At 42.3% G+C, this 15,859-nt stretch carries 14 protein-coding genes; 11 read left to right on the forward strand and 3 right to left on the reverse strand.

Annotated elements, in window-relative coordinates:
- The first annotated feature begins 38 nt into the window (after positions 1 to 38).
- Together asnB and Bovatus_RS05855 are read left to right on the forward strand one after the other, a co-directional pair.
- Positions 39 to 1,706, forward strand: coding sequence for an asparagine synthase B (gene asnB, locus Bovatus_RS05850; RefSeq protein ID WP_004300078.1), 1,668 nt, complete (start codon positions 39 to 41; stop codon positions 1,704 to 1,706).
- A 171-nt stretch (positions 1,707 to 1,877) separates the two neighbouring features.
- Positions 1,878 to 2,645: a glycerophosphodiester phosphodiesterase family protein gene (locus Bovatus_RS05855; RefSeq protein ID WP_004300081.1), complete on the forward strand. Its 768-nt coding sequence runs from the start codon at positions 1,878 to 1,880 to the stop codon at positions 2,643 to 2,645.
- 246 nt (positions 2,646 to 2,891) lie between these two features.
- Here Bovatus_RS05855 and Bovatus_RS05860 read toward each other — a convergent pair whose 3' ends face one another.
- On the reverse strand, positions 2,892 to 3,188 hold the full coding sequence (locus Bovatus_RS05860; RefSeq protein ID WP_004300083.1) for a thioredoxin family protein: 297 nt from the start codon (positions 3,186 to 3,188) through the stop codon (positions 2,892 to 2,894).
- Positions 3,189 to 3,602: 414 nt separating this feature from the next.
- Here Bovatus_RS05860 and dapF point away from each other — a divergent pair, with 414 nt between their 5' ends.
- The 6 genes from dapF to Bovatus_RS05890 all read left to right on the forward strand — a co-directional run bounded on the left by dapF (position 3,603) and on the right by Bovatus_RS05890 (position 10,677).
- Complete coding sequence (dapF, locus tag Bovatus_RS05865; protein ID WP_004300086.1) at positions 3,603 to 4,412, forward strand: diaminopimelate epimerase; 810 nt, start codon at positions 3,603 to 3,605, stop codon at positions 4,410 to 4,412.
- Positions 4,413 to 4,472: 60 nt separating this feature from the next.
- Complete coding sequence (locus tag Bovatus_RS05870; RefSeq protein WP_004300087.1) at positions 4,473 to 5,705, forward strand: LL-diaminopimelate aminotransferase; 1,233 nt, start codon at positions 4,473 to 4,475, stop codon at positions 5,703 to 5,705.
- 72 nt (positions 5,706 to 5,777) lie between these two features.
- Positions 5,778 to 6,503 (forward strand): hypothetical protein, encoded by a 726-nt coding sequence (locus Bovatus_RS05875; RefSeq protein ID WP_004300088.1) that lies wholly within the window; start codon positions 5,778 to 5,780, stop codon positions 6,501 to 6,503.
- 144 nt (positions 6,504 to 6,647) lie between these two features.
- Positions 6,648 to 7,004 (forward strand): P-II family nitrogen regulator, encoded by a 357-nt coding sequence (locus Bovatus_RS05880; protein WP_004300089.1) that lies wholly within the window; start codon positions 6,648 to 6,650, stop codon positions 7,002 to 7,004.
- A gap of 48 nt (positions 7,005 to 7,052) precedes the next feature.
- A complete protein-coding gene (locus tag Bovatus_RS05885) occupies positions 7,053 to 8,441 on the forward strand; it encodes an ammonium transporter (protein ID WP_004300090.1) in 1,389 nt (462 codons plus the stop codon).
- 46 nt (positions 8,442 to 8,487) lie between these two features.
- Positions 8,488 to 10,677 (forward strand): glutamine synthetase III family protein, encoded by a 2,190-nt coding sequence (locus Bovatus_RS05890; RefSeq protein WP_004300091.1) that lies wholly within the window; start codon positions 8,488 to 8,490, stop codon positions 10,675 to 10,677.
- Positions 10,678 to 10,756: 79 nt separating this feature from the next.
- Here Bovatus_RS05890 and Bovatus_RS05895 read toward each other — a convergent pair whose 3' ends face one another.
- On the reverse strand, positions 10,757 to 11,335 hold the full coding sequence (locus Bovatus_RS05895; protein WP_004303713.1) for an HdeD family acid-resistance protein: 579 nt from the start codon (positions 11,333 to 11,335) through the stop codon (positions 10,757 to 10,759).
- Positions 11,336 to 11,508: 173 nt separating this feature from the next.
- Here Bovatus_RS05895 and Bovatus_RS05900 point away from each other — a divergent pair, with 173 nt between their 5' ends.
- The 3 genes from Bovatus_RS05900 to Bovatus_RS05910 all read left to right on the forward strand — a co-directional run bounded on the left by Bovatus_RS05900 (position 11,509) and on the right by Bovatus_RS05910 (position 15,303).
- A complete protein-coding gene (locus tag Bovatus_RS05900; protein WP_052587997.1) occupies positions 11,509 to 13,578 on the forward strand; it encodes an RNA degradosome polyphosphate kinase in 2,070 nt (689 codons plus the stop codon).
- Positions 13,575 to 14,498, forward strand: coding sequence for a Ppx/GppA phosphatase family protein (locus Bovatus_RS05905; protein WP_004300094.1), 924 nt, complete (start codon positions 13,575 to 13,577; stop codon positions 14,496 to 14,498). The genes Bovatus_RS05900 and Bovatus_RS05905 overlap by 4 nt, the downstream gene beginning before the upstream one ends.
- Before the next feature lie 157 nt (positions 14,499 to 14,655).
- Positions 14,656 to 15,303 carry a GNAT family N-acetyltransferase gene (locus tag Bovatus_RS05910; RefSeq protein WP_004300095.1) on the forward strand — a complete coding sequence of 216 codons (648 nt, stop codon included), beginning with the start codon at positions 14,656 to 14,658 and terminating at the stop codon, positions 15,301 to 15,303.
- Positions 15,304 to 15,369: 66 nt separating this feature from the next.
- On the opposite strand, the gene Bovatus_RS05915 is transcribed toward Bovatus_RS05910, so the two are convergent.
- Positions 15,370 to 15,834, reverse strand: a complete 465-nt coding sequence (locus Bovatus_RS05915; protein ID WP_004300096.1) for a hypothetical protein — start codon at positions 15,832 to 15,834, stop codon at positions 15,370 to 15,372.
- Positions 15,835 to 15,859 lie beyond the last annotated feature (25 nt).

The following is a 15,859-nucleotide window of genomic DNA, read 5'->3' on the forward strand; positions in this document are numbered from 1 at the left end:
CAATCAACATATTACATCACCCCCAAAAACTTAAAGTTATGTGTGGAATAGCAGGTATACTCAACATAAAGGTTCAAACGAAAGAACTAAGAGATAAAGCACTGAAGATGGCCCAGAAAATCCGTCATCGCGGACCGGACTGGAGTGGAATCTATGTAGGTGGAAGTGCCATCCTGGCACACGAACGCCTGTCAATCGTCGACCCGCAGAGCGGCGGACAACCGTTATACTCTCCTGATCGTAAACAGGTGCTTGCTGTAAACGGTGAGATCTACAATCACCGGGACATTCGTGCTCAATACGCCGGAAAATATAACTTTCAGACAGGAAGTGACTGTGAGGTCATTCTTGCTCTTTACAAAGAGAAAGGCATCCACTTTCTGGAAGATATTAGCGGTATCTTTGCTTTTGTTCTTTATGATGAAGAAAAGGATGAATTTCTGATTGCCCGTGATCCGATAGGGGTTATTCCTTTATATATAGGGAAAGATAAAGAAGGAAGAATCTACTTCGGCAGCGAACTGAAAGCACTTGAAGGATTTTGCGACGAATATGAAGTATTCCTTCCCGGACATTATTTCCATAGCAAAGAGGGAAAAATGAAACGTTGGTATTCACGCGACTGGACCGCTTATGAAGCCGTCAAAGACAATGACGCACAAACCGATGATGTAAAAACAGCATTAGAAGATGCCGTACATCGTCAGTTAATGAGTGACGTACCTTATGGAGTGCTTCTTTCGGGTGGACTGGACAGTTCTGTTATCTCCGCTATTGCCAAAAAATATGCGGCAAAGCGTATAGAAACAGATGGAGCGAGTGATGCGTGGTGGCCTCAACTCCACTCCTTCGCTATCGGATTAAAAGGTGCTCCCGATTTGATTAAAGCACGTGAAGTGGCTGAATATATCGGTACTGTCCATCACGAAATAAACTATACTGTTCAGGAAGGTCTGGATGCCCTGCGTGATGTCATTTATTTCATCGAGACATACGATGTAACCACGGTACGCGCTTCCACTCCCATGTACCTACTGGCACGTGTCATCAAATCGATGGGGATTAAAATGGTGTTGAGCGGTGAAGGTGCCGATGAAGTTTTCGGAGGGTATCTATACTTCCACAAAGCTCCCACTCCACAGGCATTCCACGAAGAAACGGTACGTAAACTTTCAAAGTTACACATGTACGATTGTCTTCGTGCCAACAAAAGTCTATCAGCATGGGGCGTAGAGGGACGTGTTCCTTTCCTTGATAAAGAATTCCTCGACGTAGCCATGAACCTGAATCCGAAAGCTAAAATGTGCCCCGGAAAGGAAATTGAGAAACGGATTGTTCGCGAAGCCTTTGCCGATATGTTACCGGAAAGTGTGGCGTGGAGACAAAAAGAACAGTTCAGTGACGGTGTGGGATATTCATGGATCGATACTTTGAGAGAAATCACAGCAGCTGCCGTAAGCGATGAGCAAATGGAACATGCTGCCGAACGCTTCCCCATCCATACTCCGCAAAACAAGGAAGAATACTATTATCGTAGTATCTTTGAAGAGCATTTCCCCAGTGAAAGTGCAGCACGCAGCGTACCGAGTGTTCCCAGTGTGGCCTGTTCCACAGCAGAAGCGCTGACGTGGGATATTGCTTTCAGGAATCTGAATGAGCCTAGCGGACGTGCGGTGAGAGGAATACACGAAGAGGCCTATACTTAACTGATAAAAATAACGGAAAGAGCAGATTCTGTTATTCTTTTGTAGCATTTCTATTTTAAAATCCCAAGGATTAACGCAGATTAGCATATTATTATCTGATTTGCGTTTTCTTTTTTATAATTTTGAGGCCAAACCCAATTAAATCTATCAAACTTTTAAAAGACCAAACAAATGAATTTAAAAAAAATGATGATGGCTTCTGCCCTTCTAATGGTTGCTTGCTGTATGCAGGCACAGACAAAAGTGATAGCCCACCGTGGATTCTGGAAAACTCCGGGATCATCACAAAACAGTATTTCATCACTTCTAAAAGCAGATTCCATCGGTTGTTACGGTTCAGAATTTGACGTATGGATCGCTAAGGATAACAAGTTGGTGGTCAACCATGATCCTGTATACAAGATGAGACCGATGGAGTATTCCAAAGGTGACGCACTGACCGGACTTAAATTATCCAACGGAGAAAACTTACCCAGCCTGGAACAATATCTGGAAGCCGGGAAGAACTGTAATACCCGACTGATTCTCGAACTGAAAGCACATAGCAATAAGAAACGTGAAACCAAAGCCGTACAGGGAATCCTTGCCATGGTGAAGAAAATGGGACTGGAAAACCGCATGGAATATATCACATTCTCCCTGCATGCCATGAAAGAGTTTATCCGCCTGGCTCCTGCCGGTACTCCGGTATTTTACCTTAACGGAGAACTGTCTCCCAAAGAATTAAAGGAACTCGGTGCTGCCGGTCTTGATTATCACATGGGAGTGATTAAGAAACACCCCGAATGGATCAAAGAAGCTCATGAACTCGGCTTGAAAGTAAATGTGTGGACTGTGGACGAAGTGGAAGATATGAAATCGCTGATCGAACAGAAAGTAGATTTCATTACCACCAACGAACCAGTCATCTTACAAGAAGAACTGAAAAAACATCAATAAGATAAAATCATTACAAAGTAAACTATTTAATATCCGTCTTTAAAGAAACAGCTCGTTCCTTTAAAAGAAACAGGATGTTTCTCGGTGTCGAACGGGTGGTTCCTTTTAAAGGAACCACCCGTTTCTTTTAAAGGAAAAATGAGCTTTCATAACAAACTAAATACCAGCATATTAAGAACACTCATTTTTTTCATCTGAAAAAGAAAAGGTCATTTTCATATATGCCAATAAAAGATTACAAACGATTTACTGGAAATCATCTAATACCTCTTTCAACTCTCCTACCGTAAGCTCTCCTACCTGTCTCCATAATTCATGTCCCTTATGCAATAAAAGAAAGGCGGGCACTGTTTCTACATTATGCGCATCGGCTATTGTTCTATTTTCTTCAGCATTCACTCTTATCAATTCTACAGTTCTCTTTTCGTAAGTCCGAAGCACAGGACCTATCCACTCATAATGAGGTGACCAGTCGGCATAAAATACTACCAACACCAAATGGTTGGTTTTAACTGCTGTTTCTAATTGTTTCTCTATATTCATATCTCTACGTTTTTATATTAATGATAGTGCTAAAACAATGAATACAGAAAAAGGTTCTTCAGAATATCCGGCGAGCAATATGATAGATAAATAAGGATTTTCACTTTCATATCGTCAAAAGGAAAAGGATCTATTTCTTGTTTTTATTGCTGATTTCACCGATTATCAAGGCTAAATATTCTTCATATATTATGGAAGAATATGCAAAACAATTCATCCAAATAACAGTTTATTAATATATAAATAGGTATAATTTCAAATTATAACTAAATACAGCCGTATATAAAGTGATTATAAGTTTGGAGAAAATAAATAGATATTAGATATACTTTTTAGTAAAATATAAAGCAAAAAGTCATACCTTTGCATTGTAATAAAACAAAAGGTTACAACAACAGATAAATATCAATCAAAATGACAACAAAGATTAAGTTCACAAAAATGCATGGAGCTGGAAATGACTACATATATGTAGACGCAACCCAATATCCGATAGCCGACCCTGCAAAGAAGGCAATCGAATGGAGCAAGTTTCATACAGGAATCGGAAGTGATGGACTTATATTGATTGGTGTCTCTGATAAAGCGGATTTCAGCATGCGTATTTTCAATGCGGACGGTTCGGAAGCTATGATGTGTGGCAACGGAAGCCGTTGTGTAGGCAAATATGTATATGAATACGGCTTGACTGACAAAACAGAAATTACGCTGGATACACGATCAGGAATAAAAATTCTGAAACTGCATGTAGAGGGAAAAACAGTCAGTGCAGTCACCGTAGATATGGGTAGCCCATTGGAAACAGAAGAGATTCAGTGGGGAGGAAAGTATCCTTTCCGGTCAACCAAAGTATCAATGGGTAATCCGCATCTCGTCACATTTGTTGAGGATATCACCCGGATTAATTTACCGGAAATCGGTCCTGAACTGGAGAATCATCCTCTTTTTCCCGATAGAACTAATGTGGAGTTTGCACAGATTGTCAACAAAGACACCATACGGATGAGGGTATGGGAAAGAGGATCGGGAATCACTCAAGCTTGCGGAACAGGTGCTTGTGCCACAGCAGTAGCCGCCTTCATCAACGGACTTACAGGAAGAAAAAGCGATGTAATCATGGATGGAGGGACAGTCACCATTGAATGGGATGAAATCTCCGGACATATATTAATGACCGGACCGGCAACCAAAGTTTTCGATGGGGAGATTGAGGATAAGTATTAAAAAAGTATTAAGTATCAGATATTGAGTATTAGATTTTGCAGAACTTAAAACAATAACAAGATGGCATTAGTAAACGAACATTTTTTGAAGTTACCGGGAAGCTATTTATTCTCGGACATAGCGAAAAAGGTAAATACCTTCAAGATAACACATCCTAAACAGGATATTATCCGGTTGGGTATCGGTGATGTCACCCAACCGCTTCCGAAAGCATGTATCGAAGCCATGCACAAAGCGGTAGAAGAGCTGTCCAGCAAAGATACATTCCGCGGATATGGTCCTGAACAGGGATATGATTTTCTGATTGAAGCAATTATAAAAAATGACTTTATTCCACGTGGGATTCACTTCTCGGCATCCGAGATATTTGTCAGTGACGGTGCCAAAAGCGATACCGGAAATATAGGCGATATTCTTCGCCATGACAATAGCGTAGGTGTTACAGATCCCATCTATCCGGTTTATATAGACAGCAATGTCATGTGCGGACGCGCCGGAGTGTTAGAAGAAGAGACGGGCAAATGGAGTAATGTTACTTATATGCCTTGCACAAGTGAGAACAACTTTATTCCGGAAATTCCGGACAAACGGATAGACATTGTTTATCTTTGCTATCCGAACAACCCGACAGGAACGACCTTAACCAAACCGGAACTGAAGAAATGGGTGGACTATGCATTGGCAAACGATACATTGATTCTGTTCGATGCCGCTTATGAAGCATATATCCAGGACGAGAATGTCCCCCACTCTATCTATGAGATTAAGGGAGCTAAAAAGTGTGCGATCGAATTCCGTAGTTTTTCAAAAACGGCAGGATTTACCGGAGTACGCTGCGGATATACCGTAGTTCCGAAAGAGCTTACTGCCGCCACATTGGAAGGAGACCGCATCCCACTCAACAGATTGTGGAACCGCCGCCAGTGCACCAAGTTCAACGGTACTTCTTACATTACTCAACGGGCAGCAGAAGCCGTTTACAGTGCAGAAGGCAAAGCACAGATTAAAGAAACAATCGGCTATTATATGACCAACGCCAAAATTATGAAAGAGGGATTGGAAGCCACAGGACTGAAAGTGTATGGAGGAGTCAACGCTCCCTACTTGTGGGTGAAAACTCCGAACGGGCTTTCGTCATGGCGATTCTTCGAACAGATGTTGTATGAAGCCAATGTAGTCGGTACCCCCGGTGTAGGCTTCGGACCAAGCGGTGAAGGATACATCCGTCTGACTGCCTTTGGCGAACGTAACGACTGTATCGAAGCAATGAGAAGAATAAAAAACTGGCTATAAGATAGTATTTCGCGCGCTACTATATACATGGACCGTACATCCACATTTTTCTAACTTAAAGGTAAAAAGACGATGAAAACGACGATTAACAAAAAATGGGGAGTAATAATAGTAGCATTATTACTGACAGGGTTTGCTCCATCCGCAATGTTGGCGCAAGATAAAGTGGAAGCTTCCGTTGGAGCCGATCTGGTGAGTGGTTACATCTGGCGTGGCCAGGATTTAGGCGGAGTTAGTATTCAGCCTTCATTGGGAATCGCTTACAAGGGTTTCTCACTCGGAGCATGGGGATCGGTAGGGTTCGAATCGACAGATACGAAAGAGTTCGATTTAACTCTCGGTTATTCGACAGGTGGTTTTAGCGTTTCAGTGACGGATTATTGGTTTAATACCCAAGTAGCAACTAACAAGTATTTTAAATACGGAGCTCATTCAACGGCTCATGTATTTGAAGCACAAGTCGGATATGACTTCGGACCACTGGCAGTCAACTGGTATACAAATTTTGCAGGTGCCGACGGCGTGAAAGAAAATGGCAAAAGAGCTTATTCTTCTTACCTCGCACTTAGCGCACCATTCAAATTGGGAGGTCTCGACTGGACAGTAGATTTAGGTATGGTTCCTTGGGAGACAACTTTCTACAATGGCTATACAAGTGGTTTCTGCATATCAGATGTAAGTCTCGGAGCTTCCAAGGATATCAAAATCACAGATTCCTTCTCCGTTCCGGCATTTGCCAAGGTATCTGTCAATCCACGGACAGAAGGAGCCTACTTCGCATTCGGATTAAGTTTTTAAGAGAGAGAATTTAGAATATCAAAGAGCGTATAGGGATCGGGTAGTTAGAGTTTAGATTTTATCGGTTTGTTGTATGGTAACCTACTATGGCTGCCACACCCTATACCTCTTTCTTTTACAGGTCAACACTAATATTTAAGGTATATGAAAAAGATTGAAGCTATTATCCGTAAAACCAAATTCGAGGACGTGAAAACAGCTCTCCTCGAAGCGGACATCGAATGGTTCTCTTACTACGATGTAAGAGGCATTGGAAAAGCCCGGGAAGCCCGTATCTATCGCGGTGTTATGTACGACACAAGTTCTATCGAACGTATCCTGATCTCTATTATAGTACGCGACAAGAATGCAGAAAAGACCGTACAAGCTATTCTAAAATCCGCACACACGGGAGAAATCGGAGACGGACGTATTTTCGTTATTCCTATTGAAGACGCCATCCGCATCCGTACCGGCGAGAGAGGAGATATCGCACTCTACAACGCAGAACAAGAAAGATAACTCTTTCTCCCCAACAGCTATCCGTATAACTAATAATGTAAAATCATCATGAGTAGACATATTATATATGCCATTTCCAAAATTGGAATCATGGCAGCCATCATTATGGCCTGTTTATTTGCTCCCAGTGCTTATGCACAAGACACTGTAAAATTATCAGAAGAGATAACAATTGTAGAAGAAACTCCTGTTCTCAACAGCGGCAACACAGCTTGGCTTATCGTAGCTACCATTCTCGTTTTATTAATGAGTATCCCCGGTATCGCATTGTTCTATGGCGGATTGGTACGCCAGAAAAATATATTGAGTATCATCATGCAGACATTACTCATTGTCGGTGTAGTCAGTATATTATGGGTCGCTTTCGGTTATAGTTGGGCATTCGGTACCAGTTTTATGGAATCAGGCAATCCGTTGGGAGCCATTATAGGAGGATTCGACAAAGCATTCCTCCACGGAATCACCATCAATACGTTAACAACCGGGGATATTCCCGAACTGACATTCGTCATGTTCCAATGTATGTTCGCCATCATCACGCCTGCACTTATCCTGGGAGCATTTGCCGAAAGAATCAAATTCTCCGGATACATGGTATTTATTATCCTCTGGGTAATATTGGCTTACTTCCCGATGGCACATTGGGTATGGGGAGGCGGATTCCTTCAGCAAATGGGAGCCATCGATTTTGCCGGTGGTACGGTAGTGCATATCAATGCCGGAATTTCAGCCCTTGTTATGGCAATCATGCTGGGGAAAAGAGAGGATTACCGGATCGGTCACCCGATTACTCCGCATAACATCACCTTCGTATTCATGGGAACGTCTTTCCTGTGGTTGGGATGGTTTGGATTCAATGCAGGAAGTGGCTTGGCCGCCGACGGACTTGCAGCCAACGCTTTCATGGTAACGCATATTGCCACAGCTGTTGCAGCAGTCACTTGGATGCTTATTGACTGGTTCTGCAATAAAAAACCGACAACGGTAGGTGCATGTACAGGCGCAGTGGCCGGATTGGTTGCCATTACCCCGGCAGCGGGCACGGTAGATTTATTGGGTGCTTTCTTTATCGGTCTGATTACTCCGGTTATCTGCTTTTTCATGGTAGCGGTAGTGAAGCCCAAATTCAAATACGACGACGCACTCGACGCGTTCGGGGTACACGGAATCGGTGGTATCGTAGGTTCTATTCTTACCGGAGTCTTTGCCACTCAATATATCACTGGTGAAGGCGGCGTAGAAGGAGCTCTTTATGGTGACTGGCATCAGTTGTGGGTGCAGATTGTCGCAACAGTAGTCTCTATCTTATTCAGTGCGGTCATCACTTTTGTTCTTTACAAAATTGTGGATTCACTCATCGGTATCCGCGTCGACAGACGGGTGGAAGAAGAGGGACTTGACATCTATGAACATGGAGAATCCGCATACAACAGTTAAAACAGAGAAACTCTAACATATTTAACAACAAATCAAATCAGGTATTATGTCAAAACTTAGATTCAGAGTAGTAGAGACAGCTTTCAAAAAGAAAGCTGTTGAGGTAGCAACCCCTGCCGAACGTCCTTCGGAATACTTCGGAAAGTATGTATTCAACAAGGAAAAAATGTTCAAATACCTTCCCAGTAAGGTATACAATGCACTGATTGATGCAATTGACAACGGTGCTCCGCTAGATCGCAGCATTGCCGACGAGGTAGCTGCCGGCATGAAAAAATGGGCTGTCGAAATGGGTGTCACTCATTACACACACTGGTTTGCACCGCTGACCGAGGGCACGGCAGAAAAGCACGATGCTTTCGTCGAACATGACGGTAAAGGGGGCATGATGGAAGAATTTACAGGCAAACTGCTTGTGCAGCAGGAACCGGATGCTTCTTCTTTCCCGAATGGCGGAATCCGCAATACATTCGAAGCGCGTGGTTACAGTGCCTGGGATCCTTCATCACCTGCTTTTATTGTGGATGATACGCTTTGTATCCCAACCGTGTTTATCGCATATACCGGTGAGGCTCTCGACTATAAAGCGCCTTTATTGAAGGCTTTACGCGCCGTAGATAAAGCAGCCGTAGACGTATGTCATTATTTCAATCCGGAAGTTAAGAAAGTGGTTGCTTATCTAGGCTGGGAACAGGAATATTTCCTGATGGACGAAGGTTTATATGCCGCACGTCCGGACTTATTGCTGACCGGACGTACTTTGATGGGACATGACAGTGCCAAGAACCAACAGTTGGAAGACCACTACTTCGGTGCTATTCCCACCCGTGTGGCTGCCTTCATGAAAGACCTTGAAATTGAAGCTCTGAAACTGGGTATTCCTGTCAAGACCCGTCACAACGAAGTTGCTCCAAACCAGTTTGAGCTGGCTCCCATCTTTGAAGAATGTAACTTGGCCAACGACCATAACTTGCTGATTATGTCATTGATGCGTAAGGTGAGCCGTCGCCACGGTTTCCGCGTACTGCTTCATGAAAAGCCATTCAAAGGTGTCAATGGTTCGGGTAAACACAACAACTGGTCTTTGGGCACTGATACAGGTATCTTATTGATGGGACCGGGCAAGACTCCGGAAGACAATCTGCGTTTTGTTACATTCGTTGTCAATACATTGATGGCAGTTTATCATCATAACGGATTACTGAAAGCTTCTATCTCCAGTGCTACCAACGCCCACCGTTTGGGAGCGAATGAAGCGCCTCCTGCAATTATCTCCTCTTTCCTTGGAAAACAGTTGTCGCAGGTATTGGATCATATCGAAAACAGTACGAAAGATGATTTAATCAGCCTTAGCGGTAAACAGGGAATGAAGTTGGATATTCCGCAGATTCCTGAATTACTGATCGATAATACAGACCGTAACCGTACTTCTCCATTTGCTTTCACTGGCAACCGCTTTGAATTCCGTGCCGTAGGTTCCGAAGCAAACTGTGCTTCTGCCATGATTGCATTGAACTCGGCCGTAGCAAATCAATTGGTGAAGTTTAAAAAGGACGTGGATGCGTTGATTGAAAAGGGAGAACCCAAAGTTTCCGCCATTCTTGAAATCATCCGCGGATATATCAAAGAATGTAAAGCCATTCATTTCGATGGTAACGGTTACAGTGACGAATGGAAGAAAGAAGCTGCCCGTCGTGGACTGGATTGTGAAACCAGTGTTCCTGTTATCTTCGACAATTACCTGAAACCGGAAACAATTGCCATGTTCGAAGCTACCGGTGTAATGACCAAGAAAGAACTGGAAGCTCGTAACGAAGTGAAATGGGAAACTTATACGAAGAAGATTCAGATTGAGGCACGTGTATTGGGTGACTTGGCAATGAATCATATCATTCCGGTTGCCACTCAATACCAGACGGACTTAATTAATAATGTCTATAAGATGCAATCTCTTTTCCCGGCAGAAAAGGCAGCGAAATTGTCAGCTAAGAACCTGGAGCTTATTGAAGAGATTGCCGACCGTACAGCTTTCATCAAGGAGCATGTAGATGCAATGATTGAGGCTCGTAAGGTTGCAAACAAGATAGAAAGCGAACGGGAAAAAGCCATTGCCTACCACGACACAATTGTCCCGGCACTGGAAGAAATCCGTTATCACATCGACAAGTTGGAACTAATTGTTGACAATCAGATGTGGACGCTTCCAAAATACAGGGAACTGTTATTTGTGAGATAGAAAAAAAATTATCTATTTCTTTTGTTGGTTGTTTTAAGTTTGCGGGGAGGAGTGCTGTGAAGCAATCCTCTTCTTTTTTTTATTCGATAATCTTTGCGTCTTCAATATCATCATCGTCATGCATAACCGGAGCCTTCGGGCGGCGACGGGCAAACTTGAACCAGTTTATCAATTCGGAAAGAGAATAAACCAAACTGCTGATACCAATAATTATAAATGCAGTATTACGCGCTCCTGTCGGATTGAACAAAGCGATGATACCCGCAATAAGAATCAGCGAAGGAATCAGATAAAAAGCTCCCGGAACGGGCATCCACCGACGAGCCATCGACAAAGAAGCAATCTGTTGCACTCCTCCCATAATCAGGATAAATCCCAATAAAAACATCAGGACGTCTGCAAAGAATTCAGGCATCACAATCAGCCAAAGTCCGAATAATAAGCTACCGATTCCTTCTATCGGAAAACGGGGAGCTGCTTCACCTTCCGGTCTTTTCCGGCCGAAATAGCCAAAAAGGCTGATAACACCGGGAATCAAGAAGGCAACACCTACCGTAATGACAATATAGCTGGCAGCCGCATTGGGCCAAATCACGAGTACCAATCCAATCACAAGTGCGAAGAGAATGCGAATAAGGGAATAATTCATTGTTTTCATAAATTCTATATTTTTTAACCGAGTCTGTTCCAATACTTTTGCGAATATAAGTGTTTCTACTGATATATAAAAATAACAAATAAACATTGTAATAAGTTCGTAATAATATCGTTATGACGATTACATCTCACATTGATATTTTTGCAGAAATTTTAAACAGTTCCTTTTTCACAATGAAACAAAGCGAAATAAAAAAGAAATACCCTTATGTAGAGCGTGACATCAGTTGGATGTACTTCAACCAACATATTCTGCTGGAAGCTGCCCGCTCCGAAGTGCCACTATTGGAACGGCTCACTTTTCTTGGGATTTATTCAAATAACCTGGATGAGTTCTTTCGTGTCCGTGTAGCTACTCTGAACCGGATTATTGAATATGCTGATAAAAACATACAGGCAGAACAAGAAACTGCCGCCTGCACTCTGAAACAAATAGGGAAGCTGCACAATCGTTACTACAAGCAGTTTGAGGAAACATTCGCTTCCATTATGGAGGAATTGAAGAAAGAGAATATCTACGTCATCAAAGATACGGAGATGACAGACGAACAGAAAGCATTCGTCACTTCTTTCTATCGCAACAAACTGAATGGTTCTACCAACCCGCTTTTCCTCAATGGAACCCGCCCGCTGGACGATCAGACAGATGAGGATATTTACCTTGCCATCCGTCTGCTACGCAAAGATGAAACGGGAAAGATAAAGGAGAAAGACTATGCAGTGATTGAACTGCCGACCGAAGACTTCGGCCGTTTTATTCAATTGCCTGATTCGGATGGAAAAACATATCTCATGTTTCTTGACGACGTGATCCGTTACTGTTTACCGATGATTTTCGTCGGTATGAAGTATACAGATTATGAAGCGTACACTTTCAAATTCACGAAAGATGCTGAAATGGAGATCGACAGTGATTTACGGACAGGGGTACTCCAGAAGATTTCCAAAGGTGTGAAAAGCCGGAAGAAAGGGGAACCGATCCGTTTCGTCTATGACGAACAAATTCCTAAAGACTTGCTGAAAAAGTTGGCCGGCCGCCTGAACGTGGATAAGAATGACACGCGTGTAGCCGGAGGACGCTATCACAATTTCAAGGATTTGATGAAATTTCCGGTTTGCGGTCATCATGAACTGAAATATCCAGTTTGGGAACCTATTTTCAAGCCTGAACTGAATGGTATGGAAAGTCTGCTCACTTTGATTCGTCGGAAAGATCGTTCTTTACATTATCCTTATCATAGCTTCGATACTTTTATCCGTGTGTTGCGCGAAGCTGCTATCAGTAAAGAAGTAAAAAGCATCAAGATGACGCTTTATCGCTTGGCTAAAGAGTCCAAAGTGATAAAAGCTTTAATCTGTGCAGCCAGAAACGGGAAAAAAGTCACAGTAGTTATCGAACTGTTGGCACGTTTTGATGAAGCGTCTAATATCAACTGGAGCAAGAAAATGCAGGATGCGGGGATTCATGTTATTTTCGGAGTAGAGGGTTTGAAAATCCATTCTAAATTGCTGTATATCGGTACTCGGCACGGAGATATCGCCTGCATCAGTACAGGAAATTTCCATGAAGGAAATGCACGCATGTATACTGACTATACCATTATGACTGCTCACCGTCCCATTGTCCGGGAAGTCAATGCCGTATTCGATTTTATCGAAAAGCCTTATACTCCTGTTGATTTCAAAGAATTGCTCGTTTCTCCCAATGATATGCGTAAACGATTCATTGCGCTTATCAACAAAGAGATAAAAAATAAGGAACAGGGAAAAGAGGCTTATATCCTTGCTAAAGTAAATCATATTACTGACCGTGCACTTGTTGAAAAGCTATACGAAGCCTCAACAGCGGGTGTTCAAGTGGAACTGGTAGTACGCGGTAACTGTTCTTTAGTGACAGGCGTTCCGGGTATCAGCGAGAATATACACATCAATGGTATTATCGACCGTTATCTCGAACATTCGCGCATTTTCATCTTCGCCAATGGTGGAGAAGAAAAATACTACATTGGTTCTGCCGACTGGATGCCTCGCAACCTGGATAATCGTATTGAGGTGGCGGCACCGGTCTATGATAAAGAAATTCAGGCAGATTTAAAACGAATTGTCTGCTACGGATTCCGGGATACGGCAAAAGGAAGAATTGTAGATGGTACAGGTGAGAACCGGGAAAAAGAACGGGAAGAAAACAGTGTCCCATTCCGCTCACAAGAAGAATTATATAACGAATACAAGAATACATTATGATAAGTATGAAAAAAGTTAATTATGCAGCAATAGATATAGGCTCTAATGCGGTACGACTGCTGATAAAATGTGTAAACGAGGAGAATGCGCCCGAATTAATGAGTAAGGTGCAGCTCATCCGTATTCCGTTACGGTTGGGAGAAGACGCCTTTACTGTGGGGGTTATCTCTGCAGAAAAAGAGAAGAAACTGATTCGGCTGATGAAAGCCTACAAACAATTAATGAAGATATATGATGTGGTAGACTATCGTGCGTGTGCCACCTCTGCCATGCGTGATGCACGTAATGGTAAGGATATCGTTCAGCAGATCGTCAAAAAGACGGGTATCCGTGTAGAAATCATCGACGGGCAGGAAGAAGCGCATATTGTTTACGACAATCATATCGAACAGTTATTTGCTTCAGGGCAAAATTACCTGTATGCAGATGTAGGAGGTGGTAGTACGGAAATCAATCTTATCAGCAACGGTGAACTGAAAAATTCCCGTTCATATAATATAGGTACGGTACGTATGCTTAGCGGCATGGTAAAGGAAGAAGAAAAGGAAGCTTTGCGCACTGATCTGATAGGGCTTGCCACAGAATATGCCCCTATCAGTATCATCGGTTCGGGAGGAAATATTAATAAGTTATTTCGTTTAGCGGACAAGAAAGATAAAAAAGCGTCTCTCCTACCCATCGAATCACTGCAAGATATATATGAAACATTGAAAGCCCTCTCTACCGAACAACGTATTAAGCAATATAAGTTGAAACCGGACCGGGCCGATGTTATTGTTCCTGCTGCAGAAATATTTCTCGAGATAGCTACTCATGTAAAAGCTACCGGAATTATTGTACCTACCATCGGACTGTCCGACGGTATTATAGATAGCTTATACACGCAAAACATGAACAGGTCTGATTCTCCGCAATCTTGATGAATGAATATATAAAAAAACTCCTGATACCAGTATATCCAGACTTAGTATCGGGAGTTTTTGTCTCATCTTGCTATAATGTATAGATTCATCTTTAAAAGAGTTAGGTATTCGGATTTTGTTCTTTATATTTGTGCAACTATATATTTGAAACAATATGGATATAAAACTTAGAATTGAGCAATCTTCGGATTATCATGAAACCGAAAACATTACACGGGAAGCATTCTGGAATCATTATTCTCCGGGATGTGACGAACATTACCTCCTTCATATTATGCGTAACCATCCTAAGTTTGTGCCGGAGCTCGATATAGTTGCAGAACATAATAACAAGATTGTCGGTAATGTTGTCTGCCTCAAATCATTTATCATGGCAGATGACGGTAACCAATATGAGGTTTTGAGCCTGGGTCCCATTTCTGTTCTCCCCGAATACCAACAGCAGGGTATCGGAGGAAAAATGATTGCACTTACCAAAAAATTAGCTTCCGAAATGGGATTTCGTGCTATTTTACTTTGTGGTGACCCGGATTATTATCTCCGACAAGGATTCATTCCTGCCGAAACATTAGGGATTCGCACTGAAGATAATATGTATGCTACTGCTCTTCATGTTTGTGAATTATATGATAATGCTTTAGCCAATGCAAAAGGCCGCTATATAGAAGATGAAATATATCAGATTGATAAATCTGCTGCTAATGAGTTCGACAAACAATTTCCTCCAAAAGAAGTTGAGGTTGGAACTCCGTCACAAAAACGATTTGAGCAGCTGGTAGTAATGAGAAGAAAAGCGGTTTAGTCCATCTTTGGTACCAAATCACATAAAGCCAAGATAATTATCGGGATAATCAAGCTTTTAATAATTTTATGTTGAAAGCCAGCCCATCCCGATCAATACCCAGAGTTCCAATATACAAAGCGGAAACCACATTGAACATGCCAGCCACACCAGAATTCCTTTACACCATTCACTACGGCGATAATGAATCATAAGGGCAGAACGGCGTTGGGTTCGATAACGTAACATGCAAAATACGACCGGTGGGATAATACAGAGAAAGAACAGGCCAATGATATGCCAACCATCTGTACGTGATACTATTGAAACCGAAGAAAGGTACATACACAATGGCAGGATAATGCAAAAGCTCCAATATGAAAAGAGTACAATCATTCCGCTCGTCCTTGCTCCTTTTCCTTTCTCACTCCATTTCTCGCCACAATAATACATATAATCGAAGAAGTAATAATGGTACTTCTTTGGATGCAACTTTTTCTGTTGACGTTCAAAATAGTTTAATGGCTTTTTCTTAGGAGGGTAATATTTCATGTCCGTTCTATGTACAGTTTATATG

The organism is Bacteroides ovatus, assembly GCF_001314995.1.
Lineage (GTDB): Bacteria > Bacteroidota > Bacteroidia > Bacteroidales > Bacteroidaceae > Bacteroides > Bacteroides ovatus.

What these genes read in the sequence shown, in the direction of transcription:
- asnB (WP_004300078.1), top strand. Translation starts at nt 39, where the DNA reads ATGTGTGGAATAGCAGGTATACTCAACATAAAGGTTCAAACGAAAGAA.
- Bovatus_RS05855 (WP_004300081.1), top strand. Translation starts at nt 1,878, where the DNA reads ATGAATTTAAAAAAAATGATGATGGCTTCTGCCCTTCTAATGGTTGCT.
- Bovatus_RS05860 (WP_004300083.1), bottom strand. Translation starts at nt 3,188, where the DNA reads ATGAATATAGAGAAACAATTAGAAACAGCAGTTAAAACCAACCATTTG.
- dapF (WP_004300086.1), top strand. Translation starts at nt 3,603, where the DNA reads ATGACAACAAAGATTAAGTTCACAAAAATGCATGGAGCTGGAAATGAC.
- Bovatus_RS05870 (WP_004300087.1), top strand. Translation starts at nt 4,473, where the DNA reads ATGGCATTAGTAAACGAACATTTTTTGAAGTTACCGGGAAGCTATTTA.
- Bovatus_RS05875 (WP_004300088.1), top strand. Translation starts at nt 5,778, where the DNA reads ATGAAAACGACGATTAACAAAAAATGGGGAGTAATAATAGTAGCATTA.
- Bovatus_RS05880 (WP_004300089.1), top strand. Translation starts at nt 6,648, where the DNA reads ATGAAAAAGATTGAAGCTATTATCCGTAAAACCAAATTCGAGGACGTG.
- Bovatus_RS05885 (WP_004300090.1), top strand. Translation starts at nt 7,053, where the DNA reads ATGAGTAGACATATTATATATGCCATTTCCAAAATTGGAATCATGGCA.
- Bovatus_RS05890 (WP_004300091.1), top strand. Translation starts at nt 8,488, where the DNA reads ATGTCAAAACTTAGATTCAGAGTAGTAGAGACAGCTTTCAAAAAGAAA.
- Bovatus_RS05895 (WP_004303713.1), bottom strand. Translation starts at nt 11,335, where the DNA reads ATGAAAACAATGAATTATTCCCTTATTCGCATTCTCTTCGCACTTGTG.
- Bovatus_RS05900 (WP_052587997.1), top strand. Translation starts at nt 11,509, where the DNA reads ATGAAACAAAGCGAAATAAAAAAGAAATACCCTTATGTAGAGCGTGAC.
- Bovatus_RS05905 (WP_004300094.1), top strand. Translation starts at nt 13,575, where the DNA reads ATGATAAGTATGAAAAAAGTTAATTATGCAGCAATAGATATAGGCTCT.
- Bovatus_RS05910 (WP_004300095.1), top strand. Translation starts at nt 14,656, where the DNA reads ATGGATATAAAACTTAGAATTGAGCAATCTTCGGATTATCATGAAACC.
- Bovatus_RS05915 (WP_004300096.1), bottom strand. Translation starts at nt 15,834, where the DNA reads ATGAAATATTACCCTCCTAAGAAAAAGCCATTAAACTATTTTGAACGT.